This window comes from Mucilaginibacter pocheonensis (assembly GCF_031456535.1).
GTDB lineage: Bacteria > Bacteroidota > Bacteroidia > Sphingobacteriales > Sphingobacteriaceae > Mucilaginibacter > Mucilaginibacter pocheonensis.
Window position 1 is genome coordinate 57613 of record NZ_JAVDUU010000006.1, and the last position, 26724, is coordinate 84336.

Genomic DNA, 26724 nt, shown 5'->3' on the forward strand with positions numbered 1-26724 from the left:
TGGGTTACATAAATCAAATGCAACTGTCGTGATACTGGTCGCTAATCGCTTGATAATCTGATAAAAATGCAACTCTTTTATACTCCTGATATTGAACCCGCACATCCGCAATATTTTCTTAGTGAAGAAGAAAGCAAGCATGCCGTTAGAGTATTAAGGCTCGAAGCAGGTAGCGAAGTTCAGTTAATTGACGGTCGCGGTGGCTTTTATACCGCTGTTATCCATGATGCTCACCCCAAACGCACTATACTTAATATCACTTCGGTAGTTAATGGTTTTAACCAGCGTAACCATTACCTGCATCTTGCGGTTGCCCCCACAAAGAATATTGAACGTTTGGAGTGGTTTTTGGAGAAGGCCACTGAAATTGGTATTGATGAAATATCATTGATCATCAGTCACCGGTCTGAACGTAAAGAGGTAAAGACCGACCGGCTGAACAAGATTATTACCGCGGCTATAAAACAATCTATAAAAGCCTATCATCCAGTTTTAAACGAGCCTGTTAAACTGGGGCAACTTTTGCAGCAGCCATTTAACGGCCAAAAATTCATTGCGCATTGTGAGCCACGCGATAAATTGAATCTGCGTGATGAACTTGCATTACAGGGACGTTACCTGGTACTGATAGGACCTGAAGGCGATTTTACTCCTGCCGAAATAGAAAGCGCTTTGCAAAGCGGCTTTAAACCCATAACTTTAGGTGAAAGCCGTTTGCGTACCGAAACTGCGGCATTGGAGGCCTGCTTTGAAATAAACTTTTTAAACCGCTTATGAGAATAGCCAAATGTATTGTAGTTGCTTTTGCTGCCATCATGGTTATTACCGGTTTTAGTTCGCCCGCTTATAAAATAGCCCGGCTTAAATATAATGGCGGCGGTGATTGGTATGGAGACCGTACCGCGTTGCCCAATCTGATAAAATTTTGTAACGAAAATTTAAAAACAAATTTTGAAGCCGACGATGACGTGGTTGAAGCCGGCAGTACCTCATTATTTAATTACCCGTTTACCTTTATGACCGGGCACGGTAATGTAATATTTACAGACCAGGAAGCCCGGAATTTGCGCAGGTATTTGGCCGGCGGCGGATTTCTACATATCGACGATAATTATGGACTTGATAAATTTGTTCGTCCGCAAATGAAAAAAGTTTTTCCTGAGCTTGATTTCGTGGAATTGCCGGTTAACCACCCTATTTATCATCAAAAATTTAGTTTCCCCAACGGGCTGCCGAAGATCCATGAACACGATGGTAAACGTGCACAAGGCTTTGGATTGATATATAAAGGCAGGTTAGTTTGTTTTTATACCTATGAGTGCGATTTGGGCAACGGTTGGGAAGATTATGGTACTTATGCAGGCGATACGCAGGAGACGCGCTTAAAAGCCTTAAAAATGGGGGCTAATTTAATTCAGTACGTATTTACCCAATAAGTATTAGCCGTTCGCGATCTTTAGTGAAAGTAAAATGGTTATTTATCTATAAAAAATACCTAATATAGTATTTCTATAAAATGCTTTAACTTATTATTCAAAACTCATTACTATATGTACAAGCTAAATGTGAACGGCCTGCATGATTTTGAAATTAACCGGACCGAACAAGGTTTGTTTATAGATGATAAAAAGACCGAAGCTGATGTTAAATACATAAGCGGGGGAATATACCATGTTATTGGAAACGACTTTTCGTCGTACAGCGTAGAAATAGTTAGCTTTAACAGAGCTTTGAAAACAGCAGAGATCAAGGTAAATAATACCATTTATGCAGTCTCGGCAAAAGATCAGTTTGATATTTTACTTGATAAGCTTGGTTTGAGCAACCTGAACAGTACAAAGGTGAGTGAAATAAAGGCGCCTATGCCCGGAATGGTACTTAAGGTTTTTGCTGCCGAAGGCGACGAAGTAAAAAAAGGCGATAATCTGTTTGTGCTGGAAGCCATGAAAATGGAAAATATAATTAAATCTCCGGCTGATGTAGTAATAAAAAAAATAAAGATAAAAGCGGGCGATAAAGTAGAAAAAAGTCAGATTTTAATTGAGTTCTGATATTATTTGAATCTTACTTTTGGTGATATTGCAATAAAAACAACGTATTTTTGATATTTTTATTGTTTCTGCGCTTTTTTTTTAATAGCTTACTTCTTTTAATTTAACAATTACTTTATGAAGAAAAATTTACTAACAATTTTATTGTTATTTTCTTGTATTTCATTTGGTTTGGCACAGAACCGCATTATCACCGGTAAAGTAACAGATCAAAAAGATGGGTCGCCCCTGCCTGGAGTAAGCGTAACCGTAAAAGGCATTACTGGTACAGGGACACAAACAGATATTAGTGGTTCATATAAATTATCTGTGCCAGGTGCTGCAAAGGTTCTTGTCTTTGGTTTTGTGGGGTATAAATCTTTGGAGGTTTCTATAAAGGGCGATGTTGTCAACGCTCAGATTGAACCTGACTCTAAACAACTTACCGAGGTTGTAGTAGTGGGTTACGGTACACAAAGCCGGCGTTCATTAACCGGTTCTGTATCAAAAATAAAAGGAGCGGATATTGAGAACATCCCCGTACCCAGTTTGGAATCAGCTATACAAGGCCGCACCCCGGGAGTATATATACAGGCACAGAATGGTAAATTGGGCCAGGGTATACAAGTACGCATTCGGGGAGCCTCATCCGTATCTGCGGGTAATCAGCCATTATATGTGGTTGATGGTTTGCCCATCACTGTTAATGACTTTTCAACCAATGGAGCGTCAACTAACCCGCTGGTTGATCTGAACCAAAATGACATTGAATCGATAGATATATTAAAGGATGCATCTGCATCTGCAATTTACGGTTCAAGGGCATCAAATGGTGTAGTTTTGATAACAACTAAAAAAGGCAAAGCCGGTGATACCAAAATAACTTACAATCAATACTATGGCTTTAGCAAACCTACTCGTGAGCGTGAGTTTTTTAATGCAGAACAATATGTTACGGCACTAAGAGCTGCAGGTATAGCTGGCGGATACTCAAACACCTCAATTGAGGCAAGGTTAAAAAGATATGCCGCCGGGAGTGACGATTATAAAACATACAAAGTAAATACCGATTGGGAGAAGGAAATTACCCAACATGCCCCTGTACAAAATTATAACCTGGTATTATCGGGCGGTAACGATAAAACTAAGTTTTATATATCAGGTACTTATAATAATCAGAAAGGCTTTCTGATAGGGAATGCTATTAACCAATACAGCTTAAGGACTAACGTAAGTAACCAGGCTAACAAGTGGTTGGAAGTAGGGGCCAACCTAAGTGTTTCTCGTACCAAGAATTATCGTTTGGATAATGACAATCAATTTTCAACCCCAATGCAAGTTGCGGCTTTATCGCCAATTACACCGGTTATTGATCCACGAACAGGTTTAACAAGCGGTGCACTTGATCCGGTAAGCGGCCTTCCTAATAGCGATTTTCCAATCTATTTTAATCCGTTATTAAATGCCCAAAATAGTTTTTTTAACACCACAGATTACAGGAATCTCGGTAATGTTTATGCCCAGGTGAAGTTGCTTCCATCATTAAGCTTCCGCTCTGAGGTTGGTGTGGATATATTAAATTCAGGTGAGGATAGTTTTTCGGGCAGCTTAACAGCACGTAACTCTGGTACTCCAAACGGTTTCGGGTTTAACTCATCTGTTACATCTGTGAACTTTAACACCAACAACTTTTTACAATTTATTAAAGATATTGGTAAAAGTAATATCAATGTTGTGGGTGGCATGACCTATCAACGTCAGCAAAATGATTTGAATTCCATTACCGGGCGTCAGTTTCCGAGTGATGCATATAAAAAGTTGATCAGTGCTGCTGATATTACCGCTGCTACATCCTCAACAACTGCATATTCATTACTTTCTTATTTTGCCAGGGCAAACTATAAGTTTGATGAGAAGTATCTCTTATCGTTAAGTGGCCGCGTTGATGGTTCCTCAAGGTTTGGCGCCAATCATCGTTATGGATTTTTTCCTGCAGGTTCAATTGGGTGGATTGTTTCAGAAGAGGGCTTCATGAAAAAACAACAACTAATCTCTGAATTGAAGTTAAGGGCCAGTTATGGTATAACAGGAAATTCAGAGATCGGTAATTTTCCATCACGCGGATTATTTACAGAGTTTGGATACGCTGGTGTTGCTGGCGCAAGACCAACTCAACTACCTAATCCTAATTTAAAGTGGGAAACTACGGCGCAATCTGACCTGGGTTTAGATATAGGTTTCTTTAATGGCCGCTTATCGGGGCAGTTTGATGTTTACCTGAAGAAAACTAAAGACCTGTTGCTGAACGTTCAGATCCCTGCTACTTCTGGATTTACCACGATTACAGAAAATCTTGGTAAACTGCAAAACAAGGGATTTGAATTGCAGATCGACTCAAAGAATATAGTAGGTAAAGAAGTAACCTGGAGCACAAGTTTTAACTTCTCTGTTAACCGTAATAAAATTACTGATCTGAAGGGGCAGGTTATTACGGGTGCAGGCGATGCAGTGAACCGCGCTGTTGAGGGCCAGCCATTAGGTGTATTTTACACTGTAGAGTTTGCAGGTGCCGATCCGGCTAATGGTGATGCACTTTACTACAAAAATACTGATCTGGGTAACGGCAAACGCGACAGGGCAACTACTAATGATTATAACCAGGCAACACCTGTGGTTGTTGGTAATCCTAACCCTAAATTTATTGCTGGTTTAAACAATACAGTAAGTTATAAAGGATTTGACTTTAGCTTTTTATTACAGGAGGTAAATGGTGATCAAATATATAACGGTGGCGGACAATACATGTCAGTTGGTTTTAATAATGGTGCTGATAATCAAACGATCGATCAGCTTAAATCATGGAAAAAACCGGGGGATATTACAATGGTGCCAGAGGCAAGATTATTTGGCGGCAATGGTATAAGTCCAAGCTCAAGATTTTTGGACGACGGGTCATACCTTCGTTTAAAGAACATAATTTTAGGTTATAACTTCCCGAAATCAGTACTTGCTAAAATCAAATTACAAAGCCTGAGAATATATGCACAGGCCACTAATTTAGCAACCTGGACCAAATATAAAGGTTGGGATCCCGAGCTGAACTCTGACGCGTTCTCAGGAAATATTACCCAGAACTATGATTTTTACGCGGCCCCGCAGGCTAAAACAATAACCTTTGGAATAAACGTGGGATTTTAATTTAAGCTGAAGATGATGAAAAAAATAAGATATTCAATTATAACGTTAAGTACAATAATAATGCTGTATAATACCGGCTGTCAAAAGCAGTTGGATATAAAGCCGCATGATACTGTTGAATCCGATCAGGCTTTAAAAACATCAAAAGACGTACAAGGGGTACTTATTGGCGCATATACTGCTGCTGGTTTAAGAAACTTGTATGGCGGAAGATTGCAGGCAACAACCGATTTCTTGGCTGATGATGGAGATTTCTCATACTTTGGTACATTTTCTGAGTACACAGAACTTAACGATAAGAAAATAACCATTAATAATGCTTTTGTTGAAGGAGTATGGGACGACGGATATAATGCTATAGGAGTTTGTAATACAGTTTTAGCAAACTTAAATTTAGTTGACGAGGCTAATAAAAAGAGAGTGGAGGGCGAAGCAAAGTTTTTGCGTGGTATGACTTATTTTGACCTGGCACGTGCATTTGGTAGAGCCTGGAATGATACTAATGGTTCGCCAGCAACAAACCTGGCTGTACCACTGGTGTTAACACCAACCACTACTATACCAGGCATACAAAAGGTTAAGAGGAACACGGTTGCCGAAATTTATGCCCAGGCAATAGCTGATTTAACAACAGCTGAAACTAATCTGGAAGTTGGCAAGTCTGTTTATGCAAGTTCGTCCGCAGCGTCGGCAGTATTGGCAAGGATTTACCTGACTCAGGAAAAATTTGATCTGGCGGAAGCCGAGGCTACAAAAATAATTGACGCTGGAGATTTCACGCTAGTAAAGAATTTTACAGAAGAGTTCCAGAAGCCGGCGCAAGCGACTCATGTGTTTAATTCCACTGAAGATATATTTGCGATCCAGATTTCAAATCAATCAGGTTTTAATGCCCTGAACGAAGTTTATGCAAGTTCTGATTTTTCCGGCCGTGGAGAAACATATATAAACCAACAGCACCTTGACCGCTATGAACCTGGTGATGATAGAGCCAATGAGTTTACTGATGATCCATTTACAACTAAGTTTAATAACACTTTTGGAAACGTAATTACCATCCGTTTGGCCGAAATTTACCTGATTAGGGCCGAAGCACGGGTAAGAAAGGCTACACCCAATTTAATTGGCGCAGCCGCTGATATAAATATGGTAAGAAATAGGGCAAAACTAGGTAACACAACAGCGGTTACAAAAGATGCTCTGTTTGCAGCAGTTAAAAAGGAACGTCGCGTTGAACTTCCTTTTGAAGGTTTCAGATTGGGGGATTTAAAACGATATACGGAAAGCACTCATTCAATTGATGGCGATGGTAACCCAGTACAAACATTTCAATGGAACTCGCCTAAGCTAATATTCCCAATCCCTAAACGCGAGCGGGATGCCAATCCTAACTTAACACAAAATGAAGGATATCAATAATTTAGATCTGTCATAAATTTTAGCCCCGGCATATGAACAATGCCGGGGTTTTTTGTGCCATAATTTCTGATTCAGATGTTCACACGCATGGTTGATTTGGCAACTATCCTTTTTATTCTGGCTTATCATGTCCTATAAGATCACCTTACATGTCATAAAAAGCTATAATGTGTTAAGGTTAATTATTCACTTGTTGTTTCAGCAATGTAGCAGGCCATTTCTGAATGACGGGTTCGTTGGTTCAAAGGCTCCGTTTAACGCAGAGGTGATGTAAAACAATAAAGGCCGTTCCAAACAGAACGGCCTTTATTGTTTATATGTTAAAGTTGTTATCTTGATTTATAAGCTTTAGCTTTTTTAACACCATAATGCGGCTTGCCTACCGGATGTATTTCAGGCGCGCCCACCAGTGTCATAGCACAGCGGAAACCAACCTCGGCGCTTGCTTCGTCCTGGTCCATAAAACGACGGGTTGCCGGGTTTAACCAATATGCCATATCATTCCATGAACCACCTTTATAAACCTTTGAATGGTTATTAACCAGCGTGGTAGTGCCATATAATGCCATGTTAACAGTGTCTTTTTCGCCCCTAAGGTCGGGATTAAAAGGTTTTCCTGAATTTTTGGCGGCAAGAGGCAAAGTTGTTGCGTTTGCTGCCGCATTGCCATTAGCCGGATCTGCAGGCTGGGCTTGAGGGGCTGCATTGGCCGAGTCGGGCCTTAAACCTTGCTGAGCTAAAAGCTCACTGTATGTTAATTTTTTATTTGATTTTGCAGGATCTTTGATAGGGCGGCCATATTTATCTTTGGCATAAAGGCCCTTTGACGGGTCAGCCAAACGTTTATTGGTGTATTCGTTACCGCGGAAAGGGTTAAAATCATCAAATTCCTCAAAAGATGTTTGGCGATAGGTATCGGCCACCCATTCATTTACGTTGCCAGCCATATTATATAGGCCAAAATCATTTGGAGCATATGACCTTACCGGGGCGGTAATATCGGCTTTATCATTCAGGTAGCCTCCCACACCGGCGTTGTCACCGTTGCCACGTTTAAAGTTGGCTAATATTAAACCGCGGGTTTTGCTTTTGGCAGAACGTACACCCAAGCCATTCCATGGATACATTTTACCATCATCAATATTTTCAAATTGGGTATTGCCGGCCAGTGCCAAAGCAGCATATTCCCACTCTGCCTCTGACGGAAGGCGATAGCCTTGTTTTAATATACCATCTTCCATGCGTACGGGCCTTACAGGTTTGCCGCCTTTACCGGCACCAGCCTTTGCATTAGGACTTAGATCCGGCATCATTTTTTTACCATCAGCACCCGGACCCCTGATCTGGCCATTCAGGTAAATATCAGTGTTAAATGGTTGTGCACCCGCTGTTCCGGTTCCTGCTGTACCCGCTGCGGCAGCTGCACCTTGTTTACCACCGCCATTCAGGTCTTTCCATGCCAGCATCCGGCCCGACTCGCGTAAAATGTTTTCATTAGTGCGATCAGTACGCCACTGGCAGTATTCCTGTGCCTGATCCCAGGTTACGCCTACAACAGGATAATCCTGAAATGCAGGGTGACGCAGGTAATTATCTACATAGGGCTCATTGTATGATAGTGGTTTGCGCCATACCATGGTGTCTGGCAGGGCATCATAGTATAATTCACGATCATTCGGGAAGGTAACGGCTGTCCAGTGCAGATAATCAAGCCAATCCTGGTTTGAAACTTCTGTTTCGTCCATATAAAACGACGGAACAGTTACCCTGCGCCGCACATTGTTATAATCATAGGTGACATCCTGGTCGGCACTGCCGCCCATTACAAATGTGCCGCCTTCAATAGGTACAAGACCCGGACCCGGCGAAGGATGGGTTTGTCTGAAACGCACATAACCACCATTATTCTTGTCGTTATAGGTGATCCCTGTTTTTTGCGACTGTTCACGTTTACTGCAGCTGCTTAATACGGCACCCAAAGCCAACAGCACGAAAGCAGTTTTAGTAAAAAGTATTTTCATATTTTTACAGTTATATTATGAAGTAAATTTATAAAAAAATGGACATAATGCTAATGCTTGTAAGCCATTATTCAAAATAAGTCAAACTATTATCAGACACTTGAACGAAAAATCGCCCAAATTAGTTGCAGCAGCCTGGTTTTTTCGATGGATAAATCATTCAAATGGGCCATTAAAATGATTAACTAAATTTTAGTTTACCTGTATTGCTTTTAAATTATAAAAGCTAAATTGCACTCAATGAAGTCAAATACCTTTCACTACATAGTATATGCGGTATTGGGCTTATTACCCCTGACGGGTATAGCGCAAACCTCAACCGACGGCAGCAATAACGCGGTACCGGTACAGGTACCCTTTTTAAACATTTCTCCGGATTCGCGATCGGGTGCAATGGGAGATGCGGGTGTGGCGCTGTCGCCTGATGTTAATGCCAACTTCTGGAACCCGTCAAAACTTGCATTTTTAGAAAGTAACGACGCGCTTTCACTATCATACAGCCCATGGTTAAGGCACCTGGTGCCTGATATTAGCCTGTCATACCTGAGTTATGCGCACAAAATAGATGAACGCAATACCTTTGGCGCGTCTTTGCGTTATTTTAATTATGGTTCGGTACAGTTAACTGATAATCAATCCAATGACCAGGGAACTTATACCCCGAATGAATTTTCGCTCGACGCTTCGTTTGCGCGAAAATTTGGCGAAAATTTGTCATTGGGTTTAACAATGCGATATATACGGTCAAGCATATCAAGTATTTCCTTTGCGGAAGGCTCGGGCCAGGTCAATAAACCGGGTAATGCGGTTGCCGCCGATGTTTCTTTGTATTATAAAAAGCCTTATGGCAATGATAACCTTTTTGCTTTCGGCGCACACATATCAAACATTGGATCAAAAATAAGCTATAGTGACGTAGGGCCAAGCTATTTTTTGCCGGCGAATTTGAAAATAGGTGCTGCAAATACCTGGAATTTTGATGAAACCAATCAGCTTACCCTTACGCTTGATCTCAATAAGTTACTGGTGCCCACCGGGCGCGATTCAACAGGTGTTATAACCGATGTATCGGTACCGTCAGGTATTTTCAGGTCGTTTACTGATGCGCGGGGCGGTTTTAGTGAAGAACTGAAAGAGATCAATATTTCGCCGGGTGCTGAGTATTGGTATAATCAACAGTTTGCCGTAAGGGCCGGGTATTTTTATGAAAACCCATCCAAAGGCGGCAGGCATTACCTAACCCTTGGTTTAGGTATGAAATATAATATTTTTAATTTCGATTTTTCGTACCTGGCAGCCAGCCAGCAAAATAGCCCTTTGGCCAATACGCTTCGTTTTACGTTGTCGGCAAATTTTGGCGGTACAACAAATGTGAGCAAATAATAATGGGTAAAATAAAGGTAGGATTTGGGTTTGATGTACACCAGTTAAAAGAACAGCATCCATTTGTTTTAGGCGGTGTAAAGTTAGCGCACCATTCGGGGGCTTATGGGCACTCCGATGCCGATGTATTGTTACATGCTATCTGCGATGCCTTGTTGGGGGCCGCAAATCTGAGGGATATTGGTTTTCACTTTTCCAATACAGATAACAGGTGGAAAGGCATAAGCAGCCTGGTATTACTGCAACATGTGGTGGTATTGATTAAAGAAAAAGGTTTTAGTATTGGCAATATAGATGCTATGGTATGCCTGGAGGCTCCAAAAATAAATCCGCACATACCAGCCATGAAGGCTTATATCGCCGAGGCGGCTTCCATCAGTGAAGAAGATATATCTATTAAAGCAACCACCAACGAGCAAATGGGTTTTATCGGGAGGGAAGAAGGTGTTGTTGCTTATGCGGTTTGTCTTATCGAGCGCGATTAATCCTTTAACGTTAAACTTTATGGTTTGCTTGCCGGCACCAGCTGTACCTCTAATATTTTCATTAAACCGGCTTTCTTTATCTCTACCGGCGAGATAGTTAAACTGTGCACACCGGGTTCAAGGGTTACAGTACCCAGGGCATGCTCGTTAACCTGGGCACCTTTAGGTATAGCAGCAATAGCGTCTTTCACCTTAAAGCCGCCAACGCTCAATTCATAAGTACCTTCATCAACAGTATCTGCTACATATTTTAAAAGCACCTTATAAGTTGCCGGTTCGGTTAATCTAAAATCCCAGTTTACAGACTGATCCGCCTTTTTCCAGCCTTCTACATAATAACTATTGGTTTTTCCATCACCAAAACCAAAACCCTTGCCTTTTAACCGGGCATCAAATGCCAATAAACGGTTAATTGTTCCGGTACTTGCTAACAGGCGCAGGGTATCGGTTTCTATTTGGCCGGTTGTTTCCATTGCAATAACGGTATTGCAGGTATCGGGAGCCCTCCCGGATAGGTTTATGACAATGTCAAGAGGGTTGACCCTGCTAAACGTTAACTCTTTTTTGTCCGGATCGGTCAGTAACCAGGCTTTACGAACAGTGCTTTTCAGGCCCCCAACTGTAAGTTTTCCATTTTTTGGCCAGCTAAATACATGTAAATAGAGCAGGTTGTTTTTCCTGGTTGATACGCCCCAGCTTTGATAAGGTAACGGGGTTTTGGTAGTTTGATATATACTTGCCGAGTTTTTGCTCATCCAGCTGCCTATACCCTTCAAAATTGCCATATCCTCAAAAGCAAATTCACCATTGCCCATGGGACCTATATTCATTAACAAATTGCCGCCCCGTGATGCCGCTTTAGCCAGCAACCTGATAAAAAAGCTGACCGGTTTATGGCTTTTGTCAAATTTTGAATAACCGTATGATTCATTGGTGGTAGGTATAGCTTCCCAATCGCCGGTTGCAGGGAAAAATTCTGCCGGGCGGTCGCCGGTGTTTTTATAGTCGCCCATTTGTAAATCATTGCTCCCGCGTGCCAATCTGCCATTCACTACTATATTTGGATCTGTTTCGCGAATGGCCTTCAGGATGCGGATGTTTTCTGATAGCGGCAGCTTTTGCGGTGTATCAAACCACAATATATCCGGGTGATATTTGGTGATGAGCTCTTTTATTTGAGGTATAGCCTTTGTGTTTACATAGTTAACCGCCTTTGGCAGTAATTCGGGATGAAGGTCATACCAATTTCGGCCACCAAACAAATTAAGATCGCCGCCGGGATTTTGATAATCCCAATCATTACCTGGCGCATCTGGGTGTTCCCAATCAAAGGCATGCGAATAATAAAAGCCGAATTTAATGCCGTATTTTTTGCAGGCTGCCGCGAGGTCAATCATAGGGTCATGTTTCCAGGCAGTTTGCTTAACAATATTATAATCAGAAACCTGCGAATTATACATTGCAAAGCCATCATGATGCTTTGCAGTAATGATCAAATAACGCATACCCGCATATTTGGCGGTTTGCACCCATTTGTCGGCATTAAATTTTATAGGATTAAACCGGTGTGCAAGTTCCAGATACGTTGAACGTGGTATTTTTGCTTTACGCATCAGGTGCTCCGCATATCCACCTGTATTTTTGCCGTCCCATTCCCCGGCGGGTAATGAATATATGCCCCAATGTATAAACATTCCAAAACGTGCGTCGCGCCACCAGGCTATCCGTGAATCGCGCGTTTTCATTGATGCCGACCACCAGCCGTTCACAGCTTCATCAATAGCCTTTTGATCACGTATTTTGACGGTGTTGGCCATGGTTTTGTCCTCATCGCCCTTATCCTGCGCAGTTGCTGTTAACGCGGATATACTAAAACATAAAATAAACAGGTATTGAGCGCACGAAAGCCCTATGGTTGATATCTTATTGGCCATATGTACAGGAATATGATACCGGCCAATATCGCTCAATTATTAACGCGTTAATTGCATAATTGAGCATTTATATAAACTCAATTTACCTTTTTACTGTTATTTGGCTTGAATAATATTTGAAGTTTGCTGGAGTGAATTATAATTTGTGCTACTGTATCTCCTTTTCTTCTTCAACCTTAACGTTCCCGGTACGTTTCAATACTCCCCATCCGCTTAATTCGCCTTTTAACGCTCTCCTGATAGACTTAAATAGTACATAGTACATTAGCTGGCGCCACATAAAACGCTGTGGTATAATATAAATGAGCTTTCTATAGTCTTCTTTTTCCATCCGGAAGGCTATGATACCCACTATAAAATCCACTAGTACAAAAGCTATATAATAGAACAGCATTTTTTCGGGCTTAGCGCCAAACAGGGCAAATATCATCATCAGATCGGCCAGGGGCGAAAACAACGGTAATATGATCTGGAATATAAGGATATTAGGCATGCCAACCATTCCAAAAAACTTATATTTTTTATTGAACAGGGCGTCGCGGTTTTTCCAGAAACTTTGTATTACGCCAAAGCTCCAGCGGAAACGCTGTTTCAATAACATGCTAACGGTTTCCGGAGCCTCAGTATAAGCTACTGCCTCGGCACAGTTCTTTACAATATAGCCTTGTTTCAATATGCGCATGGTAAGGTCGCAATCTTCGGCAAGGGTATCATAAGTAAAGCCCCCCGCCTTAAAAATGGCCGATTTTCTGAATGCACCTATTGCTCCCGGTACAACTGTAATGCTATTGATAAGATCAAAGGCGCGGCGGTCCATATTTTGAGCAGTAATGTACTCAATAGACTGCCAGCGGGTAATGATATTGGTTTCGTTGCCCACTTTAACCGTGCCGGCTACAGCTCCAATTTCATCATCAGTAAAATAGGTCATTAAATGATAAATGGCATCTGTTTTTAGCTGCGTATCGGCATCAATACAAACTACATAATCGTTTTGGGCGTTTGTGATACCAAAGTTAAGGGCCGATGCTTTGCCTCCGTTTGGTTTGGTTAATATTTTAACCAGTGGGTTACCCTCATATGCAGCAGTAACAACCTCAAAAGTTTTGTCTTTTGATCCGTCATCTACAAATATGATCTCGAACGAAGGGTATTCAGTTTTTAACAAGCTTTGAATAGTGGCAACAGCATTTACCTCTTCATTATAAGCCGGTACAATAATACTTACAGGAGGCAGCGCAATATCGGTACCACGCAGGCGCACCATCTTTTTATTTTCGCCATGCTGCCTTATTGCCAGGACGGCGATTAAAACGATACGGCCAATAGCCAGGAAAATGGCTGATAAAAATACGTAGATGAGCACCCAGTTAATATAATAGTAACCATGCACAGCCGCGTCATATAGCGGACCCATTATGCCACTATGCGGATCGTTTGGAATTGGCGGCATAAGGTCGGCCTTGGTTTTGTCAAGTACATCGGCAATGGTTGTAAACTCATACCCGTGCGATTTGAAATAGTGAATAATGGCAGGCAATGCCTTTACCGTTTCTTCACGGGTATCGCCCCCGGCGTCATGCAGCAATATCATTGAACCATTATCCTTTTGCCTTATGGTGCGTGCTATGATGCTATCAGCGGTTACACCTGGTTGCCAGTCCCATGGGTCTATTGATTCGCCAATGGTGATGTAGCTTTGCCTGCGGCTTTCAGCAACAGGGATAACCTCTGCCAGGGTTTGCGGCTCGGCATCGGCGTTAAACGGTGGTCTGAACAGGATGGTGCTTCGGCCGGTTATTGATTCAATCAGCTTGCGCGTGGCATTCAGCTCCAGGATAACCCGGTCAAGACTTATGGTAGAAATGTCTGGATGGAAAAAGGTATGGTTCCCAATTTCGTAGCCTTCTTCATACTCCCGGCGCACTATCTGCATATTTTTTTCGGCCATGGAGCCAACTATAAAAAATGCTGCGGGTACATTCTCTTTTTTAAGGATATCTAAAATACGCGGCGTATAATCAGGGTCGGGGCCATCGTCAAAGGTTAAAACCACCTTTTTGGGCTTATAACCATAACGGCGTATCACATATTTGGTAGGCAACTTAATATAACGCTGGCCGGTTATAATAAAGTTGCTGGTATCCATCTTTACATCAATTTCGCCGGTGGTAGGGGTGGTTATCAGGTCGAGTACTTCGCCATCACCGTCATAATCAACGTTTACGCGATTATTTAAACCAACGGTGGTTAGTTTTTTGATGTCGACACCGGTTTTTTTCAAAGAATCAATAGATAGATTTTTTTGAAAGTAAGACCACAAACGCGGATCCTCGGCACCCAGGCGCCACAATGATACACCGCCGGTAGCCCAATCATCGGCCATGCGGATCACATTAAAATTGGTAGCCGCGTCAGTAAAATAAACCGTATGCTGCAGGCTGTCCTGGTCAAGGTAATTAAAATGCAAATTAGCCGACATGGGGTCGAACGTGATCTTGCTTTGGTTTTCCTGTGCCGTACTGATAGCCTGCTGATATCCTATTGATTTACCTACACTGCCCTGGGGCCAGTCATAAGCGCCACCTGCAAAAGTTAAAATAACCTTTTCGCTGGGTATCTTTGAGCAAACATCATCCAATATCTGTTCAACCCAGTGCTGGTTTGACAGATCGCCGGCGTTGCTTGATTCACTATGCTCATCAATGGCCATTACAAACAGAAAATCATTAAATCGCTGCAGTTTAACAATATCGTAAGCCTCATCCTCAGGTACCACGTTTTGCGTAACCAGGAAATCTTTGGCATGCAGGGTGGTGTAAAGTTCCTGCAAAAAGGTTAAATAGTTTTTGCTGTTCCTGTCTTTAAGATCGTCAATATCAACATTAACGCCTTTAAATTTATTTTTTGTAAGCGAATTAGCGATGCTGTTTATAAAACCTGCCCTTAGTTTTTTGTTCTTAATGATGCGTTCAATATCCTTGGTATCATACCCCCCGCTTACATTATTGTAATTAACATAGTTTGAAAGGGTAATTAAAACAGGTTTTTTAAACTTTTTATTGAGGTTGGTAAGCCCGGTGTCTACCTTGGTTATAACGGTGTCAACACCCGGTGCAATGGAAAATCCCTCGCTCACTACCATGTCCAGCCGACTTATGTTGGTAACCAGTGAATTATAAGCCTGTGGTTCCCATGCGCGATAAAATGCGGCGTTTATCCGGTCTTTATTATTGGGCAGCTTGCGCTGGTGCAGGCGCCTTTTACGTTCCAGGTCTTCGAGCTCGGATTTTTGTATGCGGAAAGACCTGAATTTGGTTGACTTTTTTAACTGATCAAGCTCTTCTTTCGACATTTTTTTAGGTGCCGGGTTCAAATTTGGAAGATCAGGATAATAAGTTGATTTGATGGTAACTATTACGGCAACTATTCCAACAACGAGTGCTACAAGGAGTATGCGACTAAGCCACTTAAACTTATTCCACCTACCGGGTGAGTCGGCTTGAAAAACTTGCTTGTTTGAAGACATTAAGTGATTTACTTTTATTTAAAAGTATTGTTTACAGATGAAGATTTAATGAATGGTAACCGCTGATTATTGATGTGCTTTATCAGTTTCAATACCAGAAAAATCAACACCGCATTTACAATTACCACCGCAGCCTTTTTTTGCGGTTAGGCTTTTATACACCATACGACCGATGTAAAAAAGCGCTGAGGCAAAAAGGATTACTACAATAATGGTCTGAATATTCATGTCGCAAAAATACTACATTTTTAATATATACGTACAGACGTGCCAAATAGTATAAAGTTTAACGGGGCATAAAGGCTACTGTTCCGCCCACCCAGTCAAAATCTTTATTATAACGTACGCCTATCATTTTACCACGGCTAAGCCTGGCCAGGTTAATGGCCAATGTAGGCTTTGTATTGCCGTCGGGCCATAAATATAACAAGCGAATTTCGGCTTTTACACCGCCATCAGGGGCCTGAATTACAGGCTCATAATTTACTTTTTGTTGTAATATCCAGTTTTCGGGGTCATTAATATTATTAATATCACTTTCGGTAACATCAATAATAACCCCCTGGCCCGCAAATGAGAACAACGGTTTTAGCACATAGTTTTCCAGATTGGCAGGTATTTGATTTATTTTATGCAAAAACTGTGTTTTTGGGATGTAATCGCCGCTTAAAAAAGGCATGGTAAATTTACTGATGCGGTAGAACCAGTTTGGGTGGGTTATCCATTCCACATCAAGCGGCTGCCTTATATCAACTACACGGTCAAATATGGTATCATCATTGTCTATTTCATCAAATATCAGCCTGTTATAAATACGTTTGATGCGTTTTTTTGGGCCGTCGGTCTCATAAAAAAGCTGGCTGCCTTCCTGCTGCAGATCGCTTAATGAAATAACCGGGATGCCCAGGTACTGTTGGGTAAGATAAAAATCAACAGATGTTTTTTGTTCGGGGGCATTTACATCCATTAATACCACTTCGTGAGGCTGATACGCGCCCAGGATGGTTCTTTTTAACAGGTTGATATAGGCATGCTCATCCAATCCGTTAAAATAAATGGTTTCATTGGTGCTGATATTGAACGCCTCGCGGTAAGTATTGCCCAGGTGAACCTGGAAACCATACAAGGAGGGGAAGCCCTGCAGTTCTATCAGTTTGGGAACTATCTGGCCGTCGTCATCTTTGCAGATGCCAAAATCAAGCGCGATAAAATGAGGGTGCCCGTTCTCATTGGCCACCCGCCACTTATCGGGGATGGCGCGTTCGGTAAGCTCCTTAAAGCCTGGCTGCAAAATGGTATCAATAATATCGTTGCCGGCGCTTATCAGTTTATCCCGGAACGCGGCAGTCAAAAAAACAGGTGTTTCGGCTACGCGGAAGGGTACGGGCGCGTGCAGGTTATCATTGAGCCGGTTCAGGAAATCCCGGTATTTTTGATCCGTAAAGCCCCGGTTAAATATTTTTCTGACAGATGGATCCATATGCTATGAACAAACTTAATTAATTTAATTTTATCCTTTGTGTTTTATCCATCTGTCCTTCCTCAAAAAAAGTATGCATAATATTTCATTAATTTGCTTTGTCAATTAAAACCTGGCAGCATCACTTGATGAATAAACAAAAAAACAAGATCACGGTTGTAGGCGGAGGGAGCTGGGCTACAGCCAACATTAAAATGCTGGCTGATAATACTACAGAAAAGGAAATTTTTTGGTGGATGCGTAATGCGCAGGCTGTAGAACACCTGCACAAATTTGGCCATAATCCGTATTATCTGAGTTCGGTTGAGATAAAACTTCCACCGCAAAACATTTCCAATAACTTAAAAGAACTTATACAACCTGCTGATATTATATTGCTGAATGTACCGGCAGCCTTTTTAAAAGAAGCCCTGCGCGGTATCACAGCAGATGACCTTGCCGGAAAAAAGGTAGTGTCGGCCATAAAAGGCATAGTGCCTGATGAAAATTTAATTATTGGTGAGTTTTTGAACCGCAAAATGGGGGTTGAGTTTGATGATTTTATGGTGATCAGCGGGCCATGCCACGCGGAAGAGGTTGCATTGGAAAAACTGTCATACCTCACCATAGCGTCGCGGGATACCGCGCTGGCTGCTGAATTTGCCGCTATGATCAATACCCGTTATATTAAAACCATCGTATCTGACGATATTTACGGAACCGAGTATGGCGCTGTTTTAAAAAATGTGTATGCCATTGCCAGCGGTATTTGTCATGGGGTTGGTTACGGCGATAACTTTCAGGCTGTGTTGATATCAAATGCTATACGCGAACTGGAAAGATTTGTTGACGCGGTACATCCCATTGACAGAGACATTAAGGAATCGGCTTATCTGGGCGATCTGCTGGTTACCGCTTACTCACAGTTTAGCCGCAACCGCACATTTGGCAATATGATAGGTAAAGGCTATACCGTAACATCGGCACAGCTGGAAATGAATATGATAGCCGAGGGGTATTATGCAGTAAATTGCCTACATCAGGTAAATAAACAATACAATGTAAATATGCCTGTTTGCGATGCTGTTTATGCTATTTTATACCAAAAAAGCCCTCCGGCACTTGAAATGAGGAATTTGGCAGAAAAATTGAGTTGATATTTAAATAAACTTAAATACAATCAGTTATGAAAAATTCACTCAAGATAGCGTTGTTTGCAGCCGGAACATTTATGATATCACCTGCCTTTGCGCAAACGCATAAAGATTCAACGCTGGGACATAAAATAAGTCATACCGCTAAAAATGTGGGCCATAAAACATCGGAAATTGCAGCCAAAGGCGCGGCCGGCGTAGTTGATAAAAAGTATGCAAGTAAGGTTGGTCCTGACGGGCAAACCATTTACATTGATAAAAATTCGTATTATTACTATATAAATAAAAAAGGTCACAGGGTGTATGTGAAAAAAGCTGACCTGAAAGATAAACCGGCCCAGTAAATAATAAATTCGGCAAAGCTGGTACGGGTATAAAAAACGCATGATGAATAAAAAAGCTTTAATTATACCGGTATTTGGATGGGTATTGCTAACCCTTGCCTGCGGATCTGAGCCTACATATCCGGTGAATAAAAAACTGGTAGGCAAATGGCAGTCAAAAAGCGGTGATGTGAAATTGGAAATAACCGACAAAGGTTTTACCATGGACGACGGCAAGCCCGTTACTGAAGATTATTTTGTAAAGAACGATACTATCTTTACATCATACGAGGGTAGCCGGCCTTTTACCAAGTTCCTGATCAAAAACCTTGACGATCATAAGCTTATTTTATTTTACCCCGACTCGGACATTGTTGAGTTTTCCCGTTAATTTAAACTTCCAAAGGAACACCATATTCACCCGTCATCGTGCGGTATGAAGCCCTAACCAACCCTTGCCCAGAGGCGAGGGCGTAAAGCGAGATTTTCCTGCCGGAAGATTTAGAAGGGGCTTCGTACCTCAGTGGCGGCCTGTTTTTTATAAATAGCCTTTTGAGAGCCAGACCTTAAGAGCAATAGGTTAATACTGAGCCAAACTTCAAATTAGCTGTTAAAACAAAAGCCTTCATGCTGCGGGTGCAACTGAAGGCTCTGTTAACAAAACTAAACTAAAACTAATGCTTCCTTACCAGAGAAGCGTATGAAAACTATCTTTGCCAGAATCAAGAAATTTAGAACCCGGAATCAGGAAAGGAACTTATTAATTGAACCTTTTTTATCCTGAATCATGAGTCTGTTTTTCCGACTCTTTGAATTAAAATCTTCTGCGGCGTTCAGGGCGATCTTCCCGGCTCTTGCCCGAAAAATCACGGAAACCGCCACCGGTGTTGTTTCTTTCGCCGCCGCGGAATCCGCCTTCACGACGATCGCCACCGCGGTAACCGCCTTCACGGCGCTCACCACCACCACGGTATCCGCCTTCACGACGGTCGCCGCCACGGTATCCGCTGCTGCGGTTATCACTGGTGCCTTCTCCGGATACTTCTATCCTTACCGGCCTGCCTTTAAATTCAATATCCTTATAGCTGCTCATTACTTTTTCAACATCCTCATGCGGAACCTCGAAAAACGAATAAACACCTTTAACATCAATTTTACCAACCGAACGGCCGCTTATTTTGGTAGTGCTGCAAATGTAACCCAACAGATCGCCGCGGTTAAATTCATCAACAGAACCCAGGTTTATAAATAAACGGGTATATGCTGATTTACCTCCCGAAGCACGGTCGCCACGGTCAGAACGTTCGTCGCGGCGGCCTTCTTCAAAGCTCGCGTTAAGGTCGGGTGCATTTTTATAATAGTCAAGGAAGCGGTTAAACTCAATTGAAGCAAAACGCTTTATAAAATCTTCTTTGCTAAAATCCTTAAACTCTTCAAGTATACGTGGCAGGTATTGTTCAATCTGCTCTTCATTAACTGTTACGTTATGTACTTTATGTACTATTGAAAACAGTTGTTTTTCGCAAACATCAAATCCTGTAGGTATTTCGGCTTTAACAAACTTTTTACCTATAACACGTTCAATCTGGCGGATTTTACCTAATTCCTTAGCATTAACAATAGCAATTGATACACCGGTTTTACCAGCGCGGGCTGTACGGCCGCTACGGTGGGTGTAGTTTTCAACCTCGTCAGGCAATGAGTAGTTAATAACGTGGGTAACATCATTAACATCAATACCACGGGCGGCAACATCAGTAGCAATTAATAATTGCAGGTTGCGCTCACGGTAACGTTTCATTACCTTATCACGCTGTTGTTGCGACAGGTCGCCGTGTAAAGAATCGGCATTGTAACCGTCTTTAATCAGGGCTTCTGCAATATCCTGGGTTTCAATTTTAGTACGGCAAAATACAATACCAAAAATATCAGGGTTAAAATCAACAATACGTTTAAAAGCGGCATACTTGTCACGGGCACGCACTACATAGTACTCGTGCTCAATGTTGGCATTGCCGGTGTTTTTTGTGCCCATGGTAAGCTCAAACGGATTCTCCATGTATTTTTTGGCGATCCGCCTAACTTCGGCAGGCATGGTGGCTGAGAACAGCCATGTTTTTTTCTCGTCGGGCGTGGTAGATAGGATATTATCAATGTCTTCCTGAAAGCCCATGTTGAGCATTTCATCAGCTTCATCCAATACTACGTATTTTACCTGCGAAAAATCTATGGCCTTGCGGTTAATGATGTCAAGCATACGGCCTGGTGTGGCCACAACAATCTGTACGCCGCGTTTTATCTGGCGTAGCTGATCTGATATACTTGCACCGCCATAAACGGCAACAACGTGAACGTTGTTCATTTGCTTGGCGTAATTTTTAATGTCGTTCGTGATCTGTAAACAAAGTTCACGTGTGGGGCATAAAACAAGCGCCTGTGGATGATTTTCTTCGAAATCCAACAGCTCTAATAATGGTAGGCCAAAGGCAGCAGTCTTACCGGTCCCGGTTTGGGCTAATCCGACAAAATCGTTGCTGCCTGTTAACAATACCGGAATTGACTGTTCCTGGATTGGTGTAGGATTTTCAAATCCTAACTCAGAGATGGCATTAACAATATCATGACGGATTCCCAGTTGAATAAATGGGTTCATGAATTAAAATAACGAATTTGGCAACATCGCCAAATCGGGCGCAAAGATAGCTATTATATTTTTCAAATCAAATAGAGTAACATATTTTTAAAAAATTGATAATAGTTTGATAATTTGATAGTTAAGCTACAATAGCGCAATATGCCGTAACGTTAATTGAATTTAACTTTTGGCAACCGGGTTTTTTATGTAGGTTTAAAGCCGTTAATGAAGTAATAATGAACGATCTGGAATTATATTTTAACAATAATAACAAGAGGGTAATATTTAAATGGGCGCATTACTTTGATGTTTATGAAAGGCATTTTAGTAAATACAGAAACAAGGATATTGTGATACTGGAGATAGGCACCCTGCATGGCGGCAGTTTGCAAATGTGGAAGCATTACTTTGGCGATAGGGCCAAAATTTATGGAATGGACATAAACCCGGCTTGTAAAGCCGTTGAAGAAGAGAATATTAAGGTATTTATAGGCTCGCAAACCGACCGCAAGTTTTTAAGACAGGTAAAACAGGAAATTCCACCTATTGATATTTTAATTGATGATGGCGGCCATACCATGCTGCAGCAAATTGTATCATACGAAGAGCTTTTTGACCATGTGAAGCCTGATGGCGTATATCTTTGCGAAGACGTTCATACTTCGTACTGGTTAAGATACGGCGGCGGTCATAAAAGGCGTGGCAGCTTTATCGAATACTCCAAAAATTTCATTGATCAGTTAAATGCCTATCATTCTGTCGAAAAATCATTACCCGTTAGCTCTTTTACCCGCTCGGTAAATTCTGTACATTATTATGATTCTATTGTGGTAGTTGAAAAGCGGCCAACGCCGCAGCCCTCGGCATCGCAAACCGGAACCATCAAAACACCGCCAATGAACCTGGAGGCTCATGGTATGGCACTTGTTACCAAGAACTTAAGGTACCGCTTAAAGCATATAGCCAACGTGGTGCTTGCTTTTTTTAAACTACCATTTAAAAAGGGAAGCTTTGATTATTCGTAATACGGTATACATAAACCGGCATCAGGCTTTTTACATGCCGGGCATTTTTAAAGATTTATAAAGTTATTTAGGCTCTGCAATAAGCGGCAACAATCTGATTACTGCGGCTTAGTGCTAATTACCTCAGCCTGTCTGCAGATTTAACCAGCTTTTCGTCCCGTTGTATGCTTTTGGCGGCCAGGATAAGGAGAACAATGCTTAACGAGGTAAGGAACAACCCTATGCCCATAGTACGGGAATCAAGCTGAACGCTGCCTATTGCTTTTTTAACCGTTTGCGCCATCCAAAAACTGTAACCAATTAATACCAATATGGCGCTATAGCAAATGGCTATCTGTTGTTTGCGGTTCTTATATAAAAATATGATGACCAAAGGCACCAGGGCAACAATGGCCGTTATAGCTGTAAGCGCCGTAAAATGCTCGGTGTATTGTTGAGCGCCATTCATGTCCTGAAAAATACCGGTAACCATTACGCTTACAGGCTTGCTGTCAACATATACATTATGGGCCAGTGGAAAAAAGAAGAGGGCAAACAGCACAAGGCTGGCAAACAAAAGGTAAATGCTTTGAATACGTTGCAGCATAGTATAAAAATTATAAGGCAAATATAATTGTTTTAAATTATTGCCGCGGAGCATTTTATTGAATGGAAAATTTGCTTTGAATGATAATTAATACAGTTATATTTATAAATTATTTCTGATTAATTATTTCGCGATGACCCAGCCCCCCGTTAATCATCTATCGCCTCAGGATGTGAAATTTGAGGACACACATTTAAAAAAAATATTCCTTGAGCACCTGAACAGTATTTACTGCGGCAAACAGCACTTAATACATTTTTTTGAGGAAATTCAGGGTTTGGCAACACTGAAGTTTTTAAAAAATGCCATACAGGAATGTAATGAGGATGCTCATAAGCAACTGCAGCATCTGGATGGCATATTTAATTCAATTAATGAAGATCAGTCAAAGACCAGTGTTTTAGGCATGAAGGCCATGACGCTTGAGGCTTATATATCGGCTATAAAAGCCGGTAAAACACCAATGGAGCGTGATGTGTTCATAGTTTTTTACCTGCAGTTGATTGAGGGTATTGAGGTTACCTATTTTAAAGTGCTGAAAAACCTGGCAAAAGCAATTGGCTACAGCAATACCTTTTTAGACAAGCCTTTTAACCAGGCAGTTGAAGACAAGATCATGTTTGAATCTATTTACAAAGAATACATCAGCGAACCCGCCCCTTAACAATGGGGTAATCGGACGGTCTTTGGGCAGCTATATCGGTAGGGTATAATCGTCATTCGTGAATTTACTTTGACCAATTAATGAATGCCCTTATCCGCTATATTACTAACTTTGCGGCGTGACTGGTAAACAACGTTATTTTATTGAACTGGCTTATGATGGTACCAGCTATCATGGCTGGCAGATACAGCAAAATGCTGTAAGCGTACAGGAACTATTAAATAAGGCCCTGACTACCATTTTACGGCAGGAAATTGAAACCACGGGCTGCGGGCGTACAGATACCGGTGTGCACGCGCGCGAGTTTTTTGCACATTTTGATGCTGAAGAGGCAAACGGGTTATTGTTTGCCGGCCAAAATAACAAAACGGAAACAGAACCACATGCCGGTGATCACGGATCAAAGCTTCGGGGGCTTAATTCTATTCTCCCTCCTGATATCGCGATAAAAAATATTATCCCGGTACATGCAGATGCACATGCCCGTTTTGATGCCACCCTGCGGTCATATCAATACCATCTCCATTTTCATAAGGACCCTTTTTTACATGGATACTCCTGGCTGGTGCGTGATGTGCCCGATATGGAACTGATGAACCAGGCCGCCGCCATTATTATGGAATATACCGATTTTAGTTGTTTTAGTAAGTCAAATACACAAGTTAAAACCAATAATTGTAAAATAAGCAGAGCCGAGTGGGAAAAAACGGATCAGGGTATGGTTTTCCATATTTCGGCCGACAGGTTTTTACGTAACATGGTAAGGGCCATAGTTGGTACGCTGATGATGGTGGGCAAAAAGGAGATGCCGCCGGATGCTGTTCGGGAAATTATTGAAAGCAAGAACCGCTCAAACGCGGGCACCAGTGTGCCGGCCTGCGGTTTGTATTTAACAGAAGTGAAGTACAATTATCTGTAGTTTAATGATTTCGGATTTCGGATGTTCTATTTCGGAATTTGTTATTGAAAAACTATTCGATTGTTAATGTCAGATTGCAAAATTTTGCAAAAAAAGCTAATTAAGAAATGTATAATTTTATAAAACCGAAATCGAACATCCGAAATCCAAAATAAAAAATGTCTGAAGTAACCGGTAAAGCACTTGATTGGAAACTGTTAAAGCGGGTTATGCGGTATGTAAAACCGTATAACGGCATGTTTGTAACAGCCGGGTTTTTAACTATTTTTTTGGCGGTTAGCGCCTTGGCGCAGCCCTTGCTCATTCAACATACACTTGATGTTGATATTTTGAATGACAATTACGACGGCCTGGTTTTTATGACGGGGCTTATGGTAGCGCAGCTCATTATACAAACCGCGGCGCAATATTATCAAACCTATTTAACCAATACGCTGGGCCAGTCTGTTATACGTGATCTGCGTATTGATATTTTTAATCACATTACCAGTTTAAGGCTTAAATACTTTGATCGCACGCCCATCGGCATGCTTATTACCCGCACCGTATCTGACCTTGAAACCATCGCCGATATTTTTTCAGAAGGCCTGATCTCGATAATGGGCGACATGTTGCTGGTGTTTGCCGTTATTGGCTTTATGCTTTACCAGGACTGGAAACTTGCGCTTATTACGCTGATCCCGATGCCGTTCCTGTTTGCCTCAACTTATGTTTTTAAAGAGGCCATAAAATCATCTTTCCAGGAAGTGCGTACACAGGTAGCGCGTTTAAATACTTTTTTGGCAGAGCATATCTCAGGGATTGGGATTATACAGCTGTTTGCCCGCGAAGACCAGGAAATGCGCAAGTTTAAGGCGGTTAACAAAAAATACCGCGATGCCAACATTCGCTCTAACTGGTACTATTCCATATTTTTTCCGGTTGTTGAAATTTTGTTTGCCATTTGCATGGGCCTGCTGGTATGGTATGGCTGTAAAAGAATGCTGTCGGACAGTCAGCTTACCGCGATATCGGCAAAACCAGGCGGTATAACCCCCGGTGTAATTACCAGTTTTATTGTACTGCTCAACATGCTGTTCAGACCGATACGCCAGCTGGCCGATAAGTTTAATACCCTGCAAATGGGTATGGTGGGCGCCGACAGGATATTTAAAGTGCTGGATACCGATGAGGTGGCTGTTGATACCGGCAGGATAAACACCGGCAGGTTGCGGGGCGATATTGAGTTTAACAAAGTTTGGTTTGCTTATAACGATGAGAACTGGGTTTTAAAGGATATTAATTTTCATGTAAAACCCGGCGAAACACTGGCCCTGGTTGGTGCTACCGGCGCTGGTAAATCATCCACCATTAATATCCTGAACCGTTTTTATGAAATTGGCAAAGGCAGCGTAAAGGTTGACGGGCATGATATACGCGATTACCAGGTAGAGTTTTTGCGTTCGCAGATAGCAACCGTTATTCAGGATGTGTTTTTGTTTACCGATACCATTGCCAACAACATCAGCCTGAACAATGAGGCTATCACACGCGGGCAGATCATCGCCGCGGCTAAAGATGTTGGCGCGCATGAATTTATTGAACGCCTGCCCGGTGGTTATGATTATAATGTGATGGAGAGGGGCTCAACACTTTCGGCAGGGCAGTCTCAGCTCATATCATTTATCAGGGCTTTGGTGTATGATCCGGCAATTTTGGTTCTTGACGAAGCCACATCATCAGTTGATACCGAGACCGAGATACTGATACAAAACGCTATTAACAAGTTAATGCAGGGGCGTACTGCCATTGTAATAGCCCATCGACTGTCTACCATACAAAACGCCGACAGGATCATTGTGCTTGATCACGGCGAGATCATGGAAAGCGGAACCCACCAGGAACTCCTTAAAATTGAAAATGGTCACTACCGCAAACTCTATGACCTGCAGTTTAACTCGGCAGGGATCGCACGGTAGGA

Annotated in this window: 21 protein-coding genes; 14 read left to right on the forward strand and 7 right to left on the reverse strand. The window is 41.9% G+C overall.

All coding sequences use genetic code 11. The features are described from left to right. Window positions 1-66: 66 nt before the first annotated feature. The 5 genes from J2W55_RS25300 to J2W55_RS25320 all read left to right on the forward strand — a co-directional run bounded on the left by J2W55_RS25300 (window position 67) and on the right by J2W55_RS25320 (window position 6647). The gene (locus J2W55_RS25300) at window positions 67-777 is read left to right on the forward strand and encodes a 16S rRNA (uracil(1498)-N(3))-methyltransferase (RefSeq protein WP_310103180.1); all 711 of its coding nucleotides are present in this window, start codon (window positions 67-69) and stop codon (window positions 775-777) included. Between the two features lie 38 nt (window positions 778-815). Beyond that, the gene (locus J2W55_RS25305; RefSeq protein WP_374726386.1) at window positions 816-1436 is read left to right on the forward strand and encodes a DUF4159 domain-containing protein; all 621 of its coding nucleotides are present in this window, start codon (window positions 816-818) and stop codon (window positions 1434-1436) included. Window positions 1437-1550: 114 nt separating this feature from the next. After that, window positions 1551-2051 carry an acyl-CoA carboxylase biotin carboxyl carrier protein subunit gene (locus tag J2W55_RS25310; protein ID WP_310103186.1) on the forward strand — a complete coding sequence of 167 codons (501 nt, stop codon included), beginning with the start codon at window positions 1551-1553 and terminating at the stop codon, window positions 2049-2051. Between the two features lie 117 nt (window positions 2052-2168). After that, a complete protein-coding gene (locus J2W55_RS25315) occupies window positions 2169-5228 on the forward strand; it encodes a SusC/RagA family TonB-linked outer membrane protein (protein ID WP_310103188.1) in 3060 nt (1019 codons plus the stop codon). 12 nt (window positions 5229-5240) lie between these two features. Further along, on the forward strand, window positions 5241-6647 hold the full coding sequence (locus J2W55_RS25320; protein WP_310103191.1) for a RagB/SusD family nutrient uptake outer membrane protein: 1407 nt from the start codon (window positions 5241-5243) through the stop codon (window positions 6645-6647). Between the two features lie 329 nt (window positions 6648-6976). Here the strand turns inward: J2W55_RS25320 and J2W55_RS25325 are convergent, their stop codons facing one another. Further along, the gene (locus J2W55_RS25325) at window positions 6977-8668 is read right to left on the reverse strand and encodes an SUMF1/EgtB/PvdO family nonheme iron enzyme (protein ID WP_310103194.1); all 1692 of its coding nucleotides are present in this window, start codon (window positions 8666-8668) and stop codon (window positions 6977-6979) included. A gap of 240 nt (window positions 8669-8908) precedes the next feature. Here J2W55_RS25325 and porV point away from each other — a divergent pair, with 240 nt between their 5' ends. Both porV and ispF read left to right on the forward strand, forming a co-directional pair. Next, window positions 8909-10051, forward strand: coding sequence for a type IX secretion system outer membrane channel protein PorV (porV, locus tag J2W55_RS25330; RefSeq protein ID WP_310103197.1), 1143 nt, complete (start codon window positions 8909-8911; stop codon window positions 10049-10051). 2 nt (window positions 10052-10053) lie between these two features. After that, the gene (gene ispF, locus J2W55_RS25335; protein WP_310103200.1) at window positions 10054-10536 is read left to right on the forward strand and encodes a 2-C-methyl-D-erythritol 2,4-cyclodiphosphate synthase; all 483 of its coding nucleotides are present in this window, start codon (window positions 10054-10056) and stop codon (window positions 10534-10536) included. A 17-nt stretch (window positions 10537-10553) separates the two neighbouring features. Here the strand turns inward: ispF and J2W55_RS25340 are convergent, their stop codons facing one another. From J2W55_RS25340 to J2W55_RS25355, 4 genes are all read right to left on the reverse strand, one after another. Next, window positions 10554-12506, reverse strand: a complete 1953-nt coding sequence (locus J2W55_RS25340; RefSeq protein ID WP_310103203.1) for an alpha-L-fucosidase — start codon at window positions 12504-12506, stop codon at window positions 10554-10556. 112 nt (window positions 12507-12618) lie between these two features. After that, the gene (locus J2W55_RS25345) at window positions 12619-15999 is read right to left on the reverse strand and encodes a trifunctional glycoside hydrolase family 18/polysaccharide deacetylase/glycosyltransferase family 2 protein (RefSeq protein WP_310103205.1); all 3381 of its coding nucleotides are present in this window, start codon (window positions 15997-15999) and stop codon (window positions 12619-12621) included. 66 nt (window positions 16000-16065) lie between these two features. Beyond that, window positions 16066-16227, reverse strand: a complete 162-nt coding sequence (locus J2W55_RS25350) for a FeoB-associated Cys-rich membrane protein (RefSeq protein WP_310103208.1) — start codon at window positions 16225-16227, stop codon at window positions 16066-16068. Window positions 16228-16285: 58 nt separating this feature from the next. Then, window positions 16286-17479, reverse strand: coding sequence for a hypothetical protein (locus tag J2W55_RS25355; protein ID WP_310103211.1), 1194 nt, complete (start codon window positions 17477-17479; stop codon window positions 16286-16288). A gap of 128 nt (window positions 17480-17607) precedes the next feature. On the opposite strand from J2W55_RS25355, the gene J2W55_RS25360 reads away from it, so the two are divergent. Genes J2W55_RS25360 through J2W55_RS25370 form a run of 3 tightly spaced genes read left to right on the forward strand, consistent with a single transcriptional unit; the run spans window position 17608 to window position 19326 of the window. Continuing rightward, complete coding sequence (locus tag J2W55_RS25360) at window positions 17608-18615, forward strand: NAD(P)H-dependent glycerol-3-phosphate dehydrogenase (RefSeq protein ID WP_310103215.1); 1008 nt, start codon at window positions 17608-17610, stop codon at window positions 18613-18615. Window positions 18616-18644: 29 nt separating this feature from the next. Continuing rightward, window positions 18645-18956 carry a hypothetical protein gene (locus J2W55_RS25365; RefSeq protein WP_310103218.1) on the forward strand — a complete coding sequence of 104 codons (312 nt, stop codon included), beginning with the start codon at window positions 18645-18647 and terminating at the stop codon, window positions 18954-18956. Between the two features lie 40 nt (window positions 18957-18996). Further along, complete coding sequence (locus J2W55_RS25370; RefSeq protein ID WP_310103221.1) at window positions 18997-19326, forward strand: hypothetical protein; 330 nt, start codon at window positions 18997-18999, stop codon at window positions 19324-19326. Between the two features lie 423 nt (window positions 19327-19749). On the opposite strand, the gene J2W55_RS25375 is transcribed toward J2W55_RS25370, so the two are convergent. Next, window positions 19750-21588: a DEAD/DEAH box helicase gene (locus tag J2W55_RS25375; RefSeq protein ID WP_310103224.1), complete on the reverse strand. Its 1839-nt coding sequence runs from the start codon at window positions 21586-21588 to the stop codon at window positions 19750-19752. A gap of 218 nt (window positions 21589-21806) precedes the next feature. Between J2W55_RS25375 and J2W55_RS25380 the strand changes: the two genes are divergently transcribed. After that, the gene (locus J2W55_RS25380) at window positions 21807-22595 is read left to right on the forward strand and encodes a class I SAM-dependent methyltransferase (protein ID WP_310103227.1); all 789 of its coding nucleotides are present in this window, start codon (window positions 21807-21809) and stop codon (window positions 22593-22595) included. Between the two features lie 118 nt (window positions 22596-22713). Here the strand turns inward: J2W55_RS25380 and J2W55_RS25385 are convergent, their stop codons facing one another. Then, window positions 22714-23181 carry a DUF4293 domain-containing protein gene (locus J2W55_RS25385; RefSeq protein WP_310103229.1) on the reverse strand — a complete coding sequence of 156 codons (468 nt, stop codon included), beginning with the start codon at window positions 23179-23181 and terminating at the stop codon, window positions 22714-22716. A gap of 133 nt (window positions 23182-23314) precedes the next feature. Between J2W55_RS25385 and J2W55_RS25390 the strand changes: the two genes are divergently transcribed. The 3 genes from J2W55_RS25390 to J2W55_RS25400 all read left to right on the forward strand — a co-directional run bounded on the left by J2W55_RS25390 (window position 23315) and on the right by J2W55_RS25400 (window position 26722). After that, a complete protein-coding gene (locus tag J2W55_RS25390) occupies window positions 23315-23845 on the forward strand; it encodes a DUF892 family protein (protein ID WP_310103231.1) in 531 nt (176 codons plus the stop codon). A 118-nt stretch (window positions 23846-23963) separates the two neighbouring features. Then, a complete protein-coding gene (truA, locus tag J2W55_RS25395) occupies window positions 23964-24764 on the forward strand; it encodes a tRNA pseudouridine(38-40) synthase TruA (protein WP_310103234.1) in 801 nt (266 codons plus the stop codon). Window positions 24765-24922: 158 nt separating this feature from the next. After that, window positions 24923-26722, forward strand: coding sequence for an ABC transporter ATP-binding protein (locus J2W55_RS25400; protein WP_310103237.1), 1800 nt, complete (start codon window positions 24923-24925; stop codon window positions 26720-26722). Window positions 26723-26724: the final 2 nt, after the last annotated feature.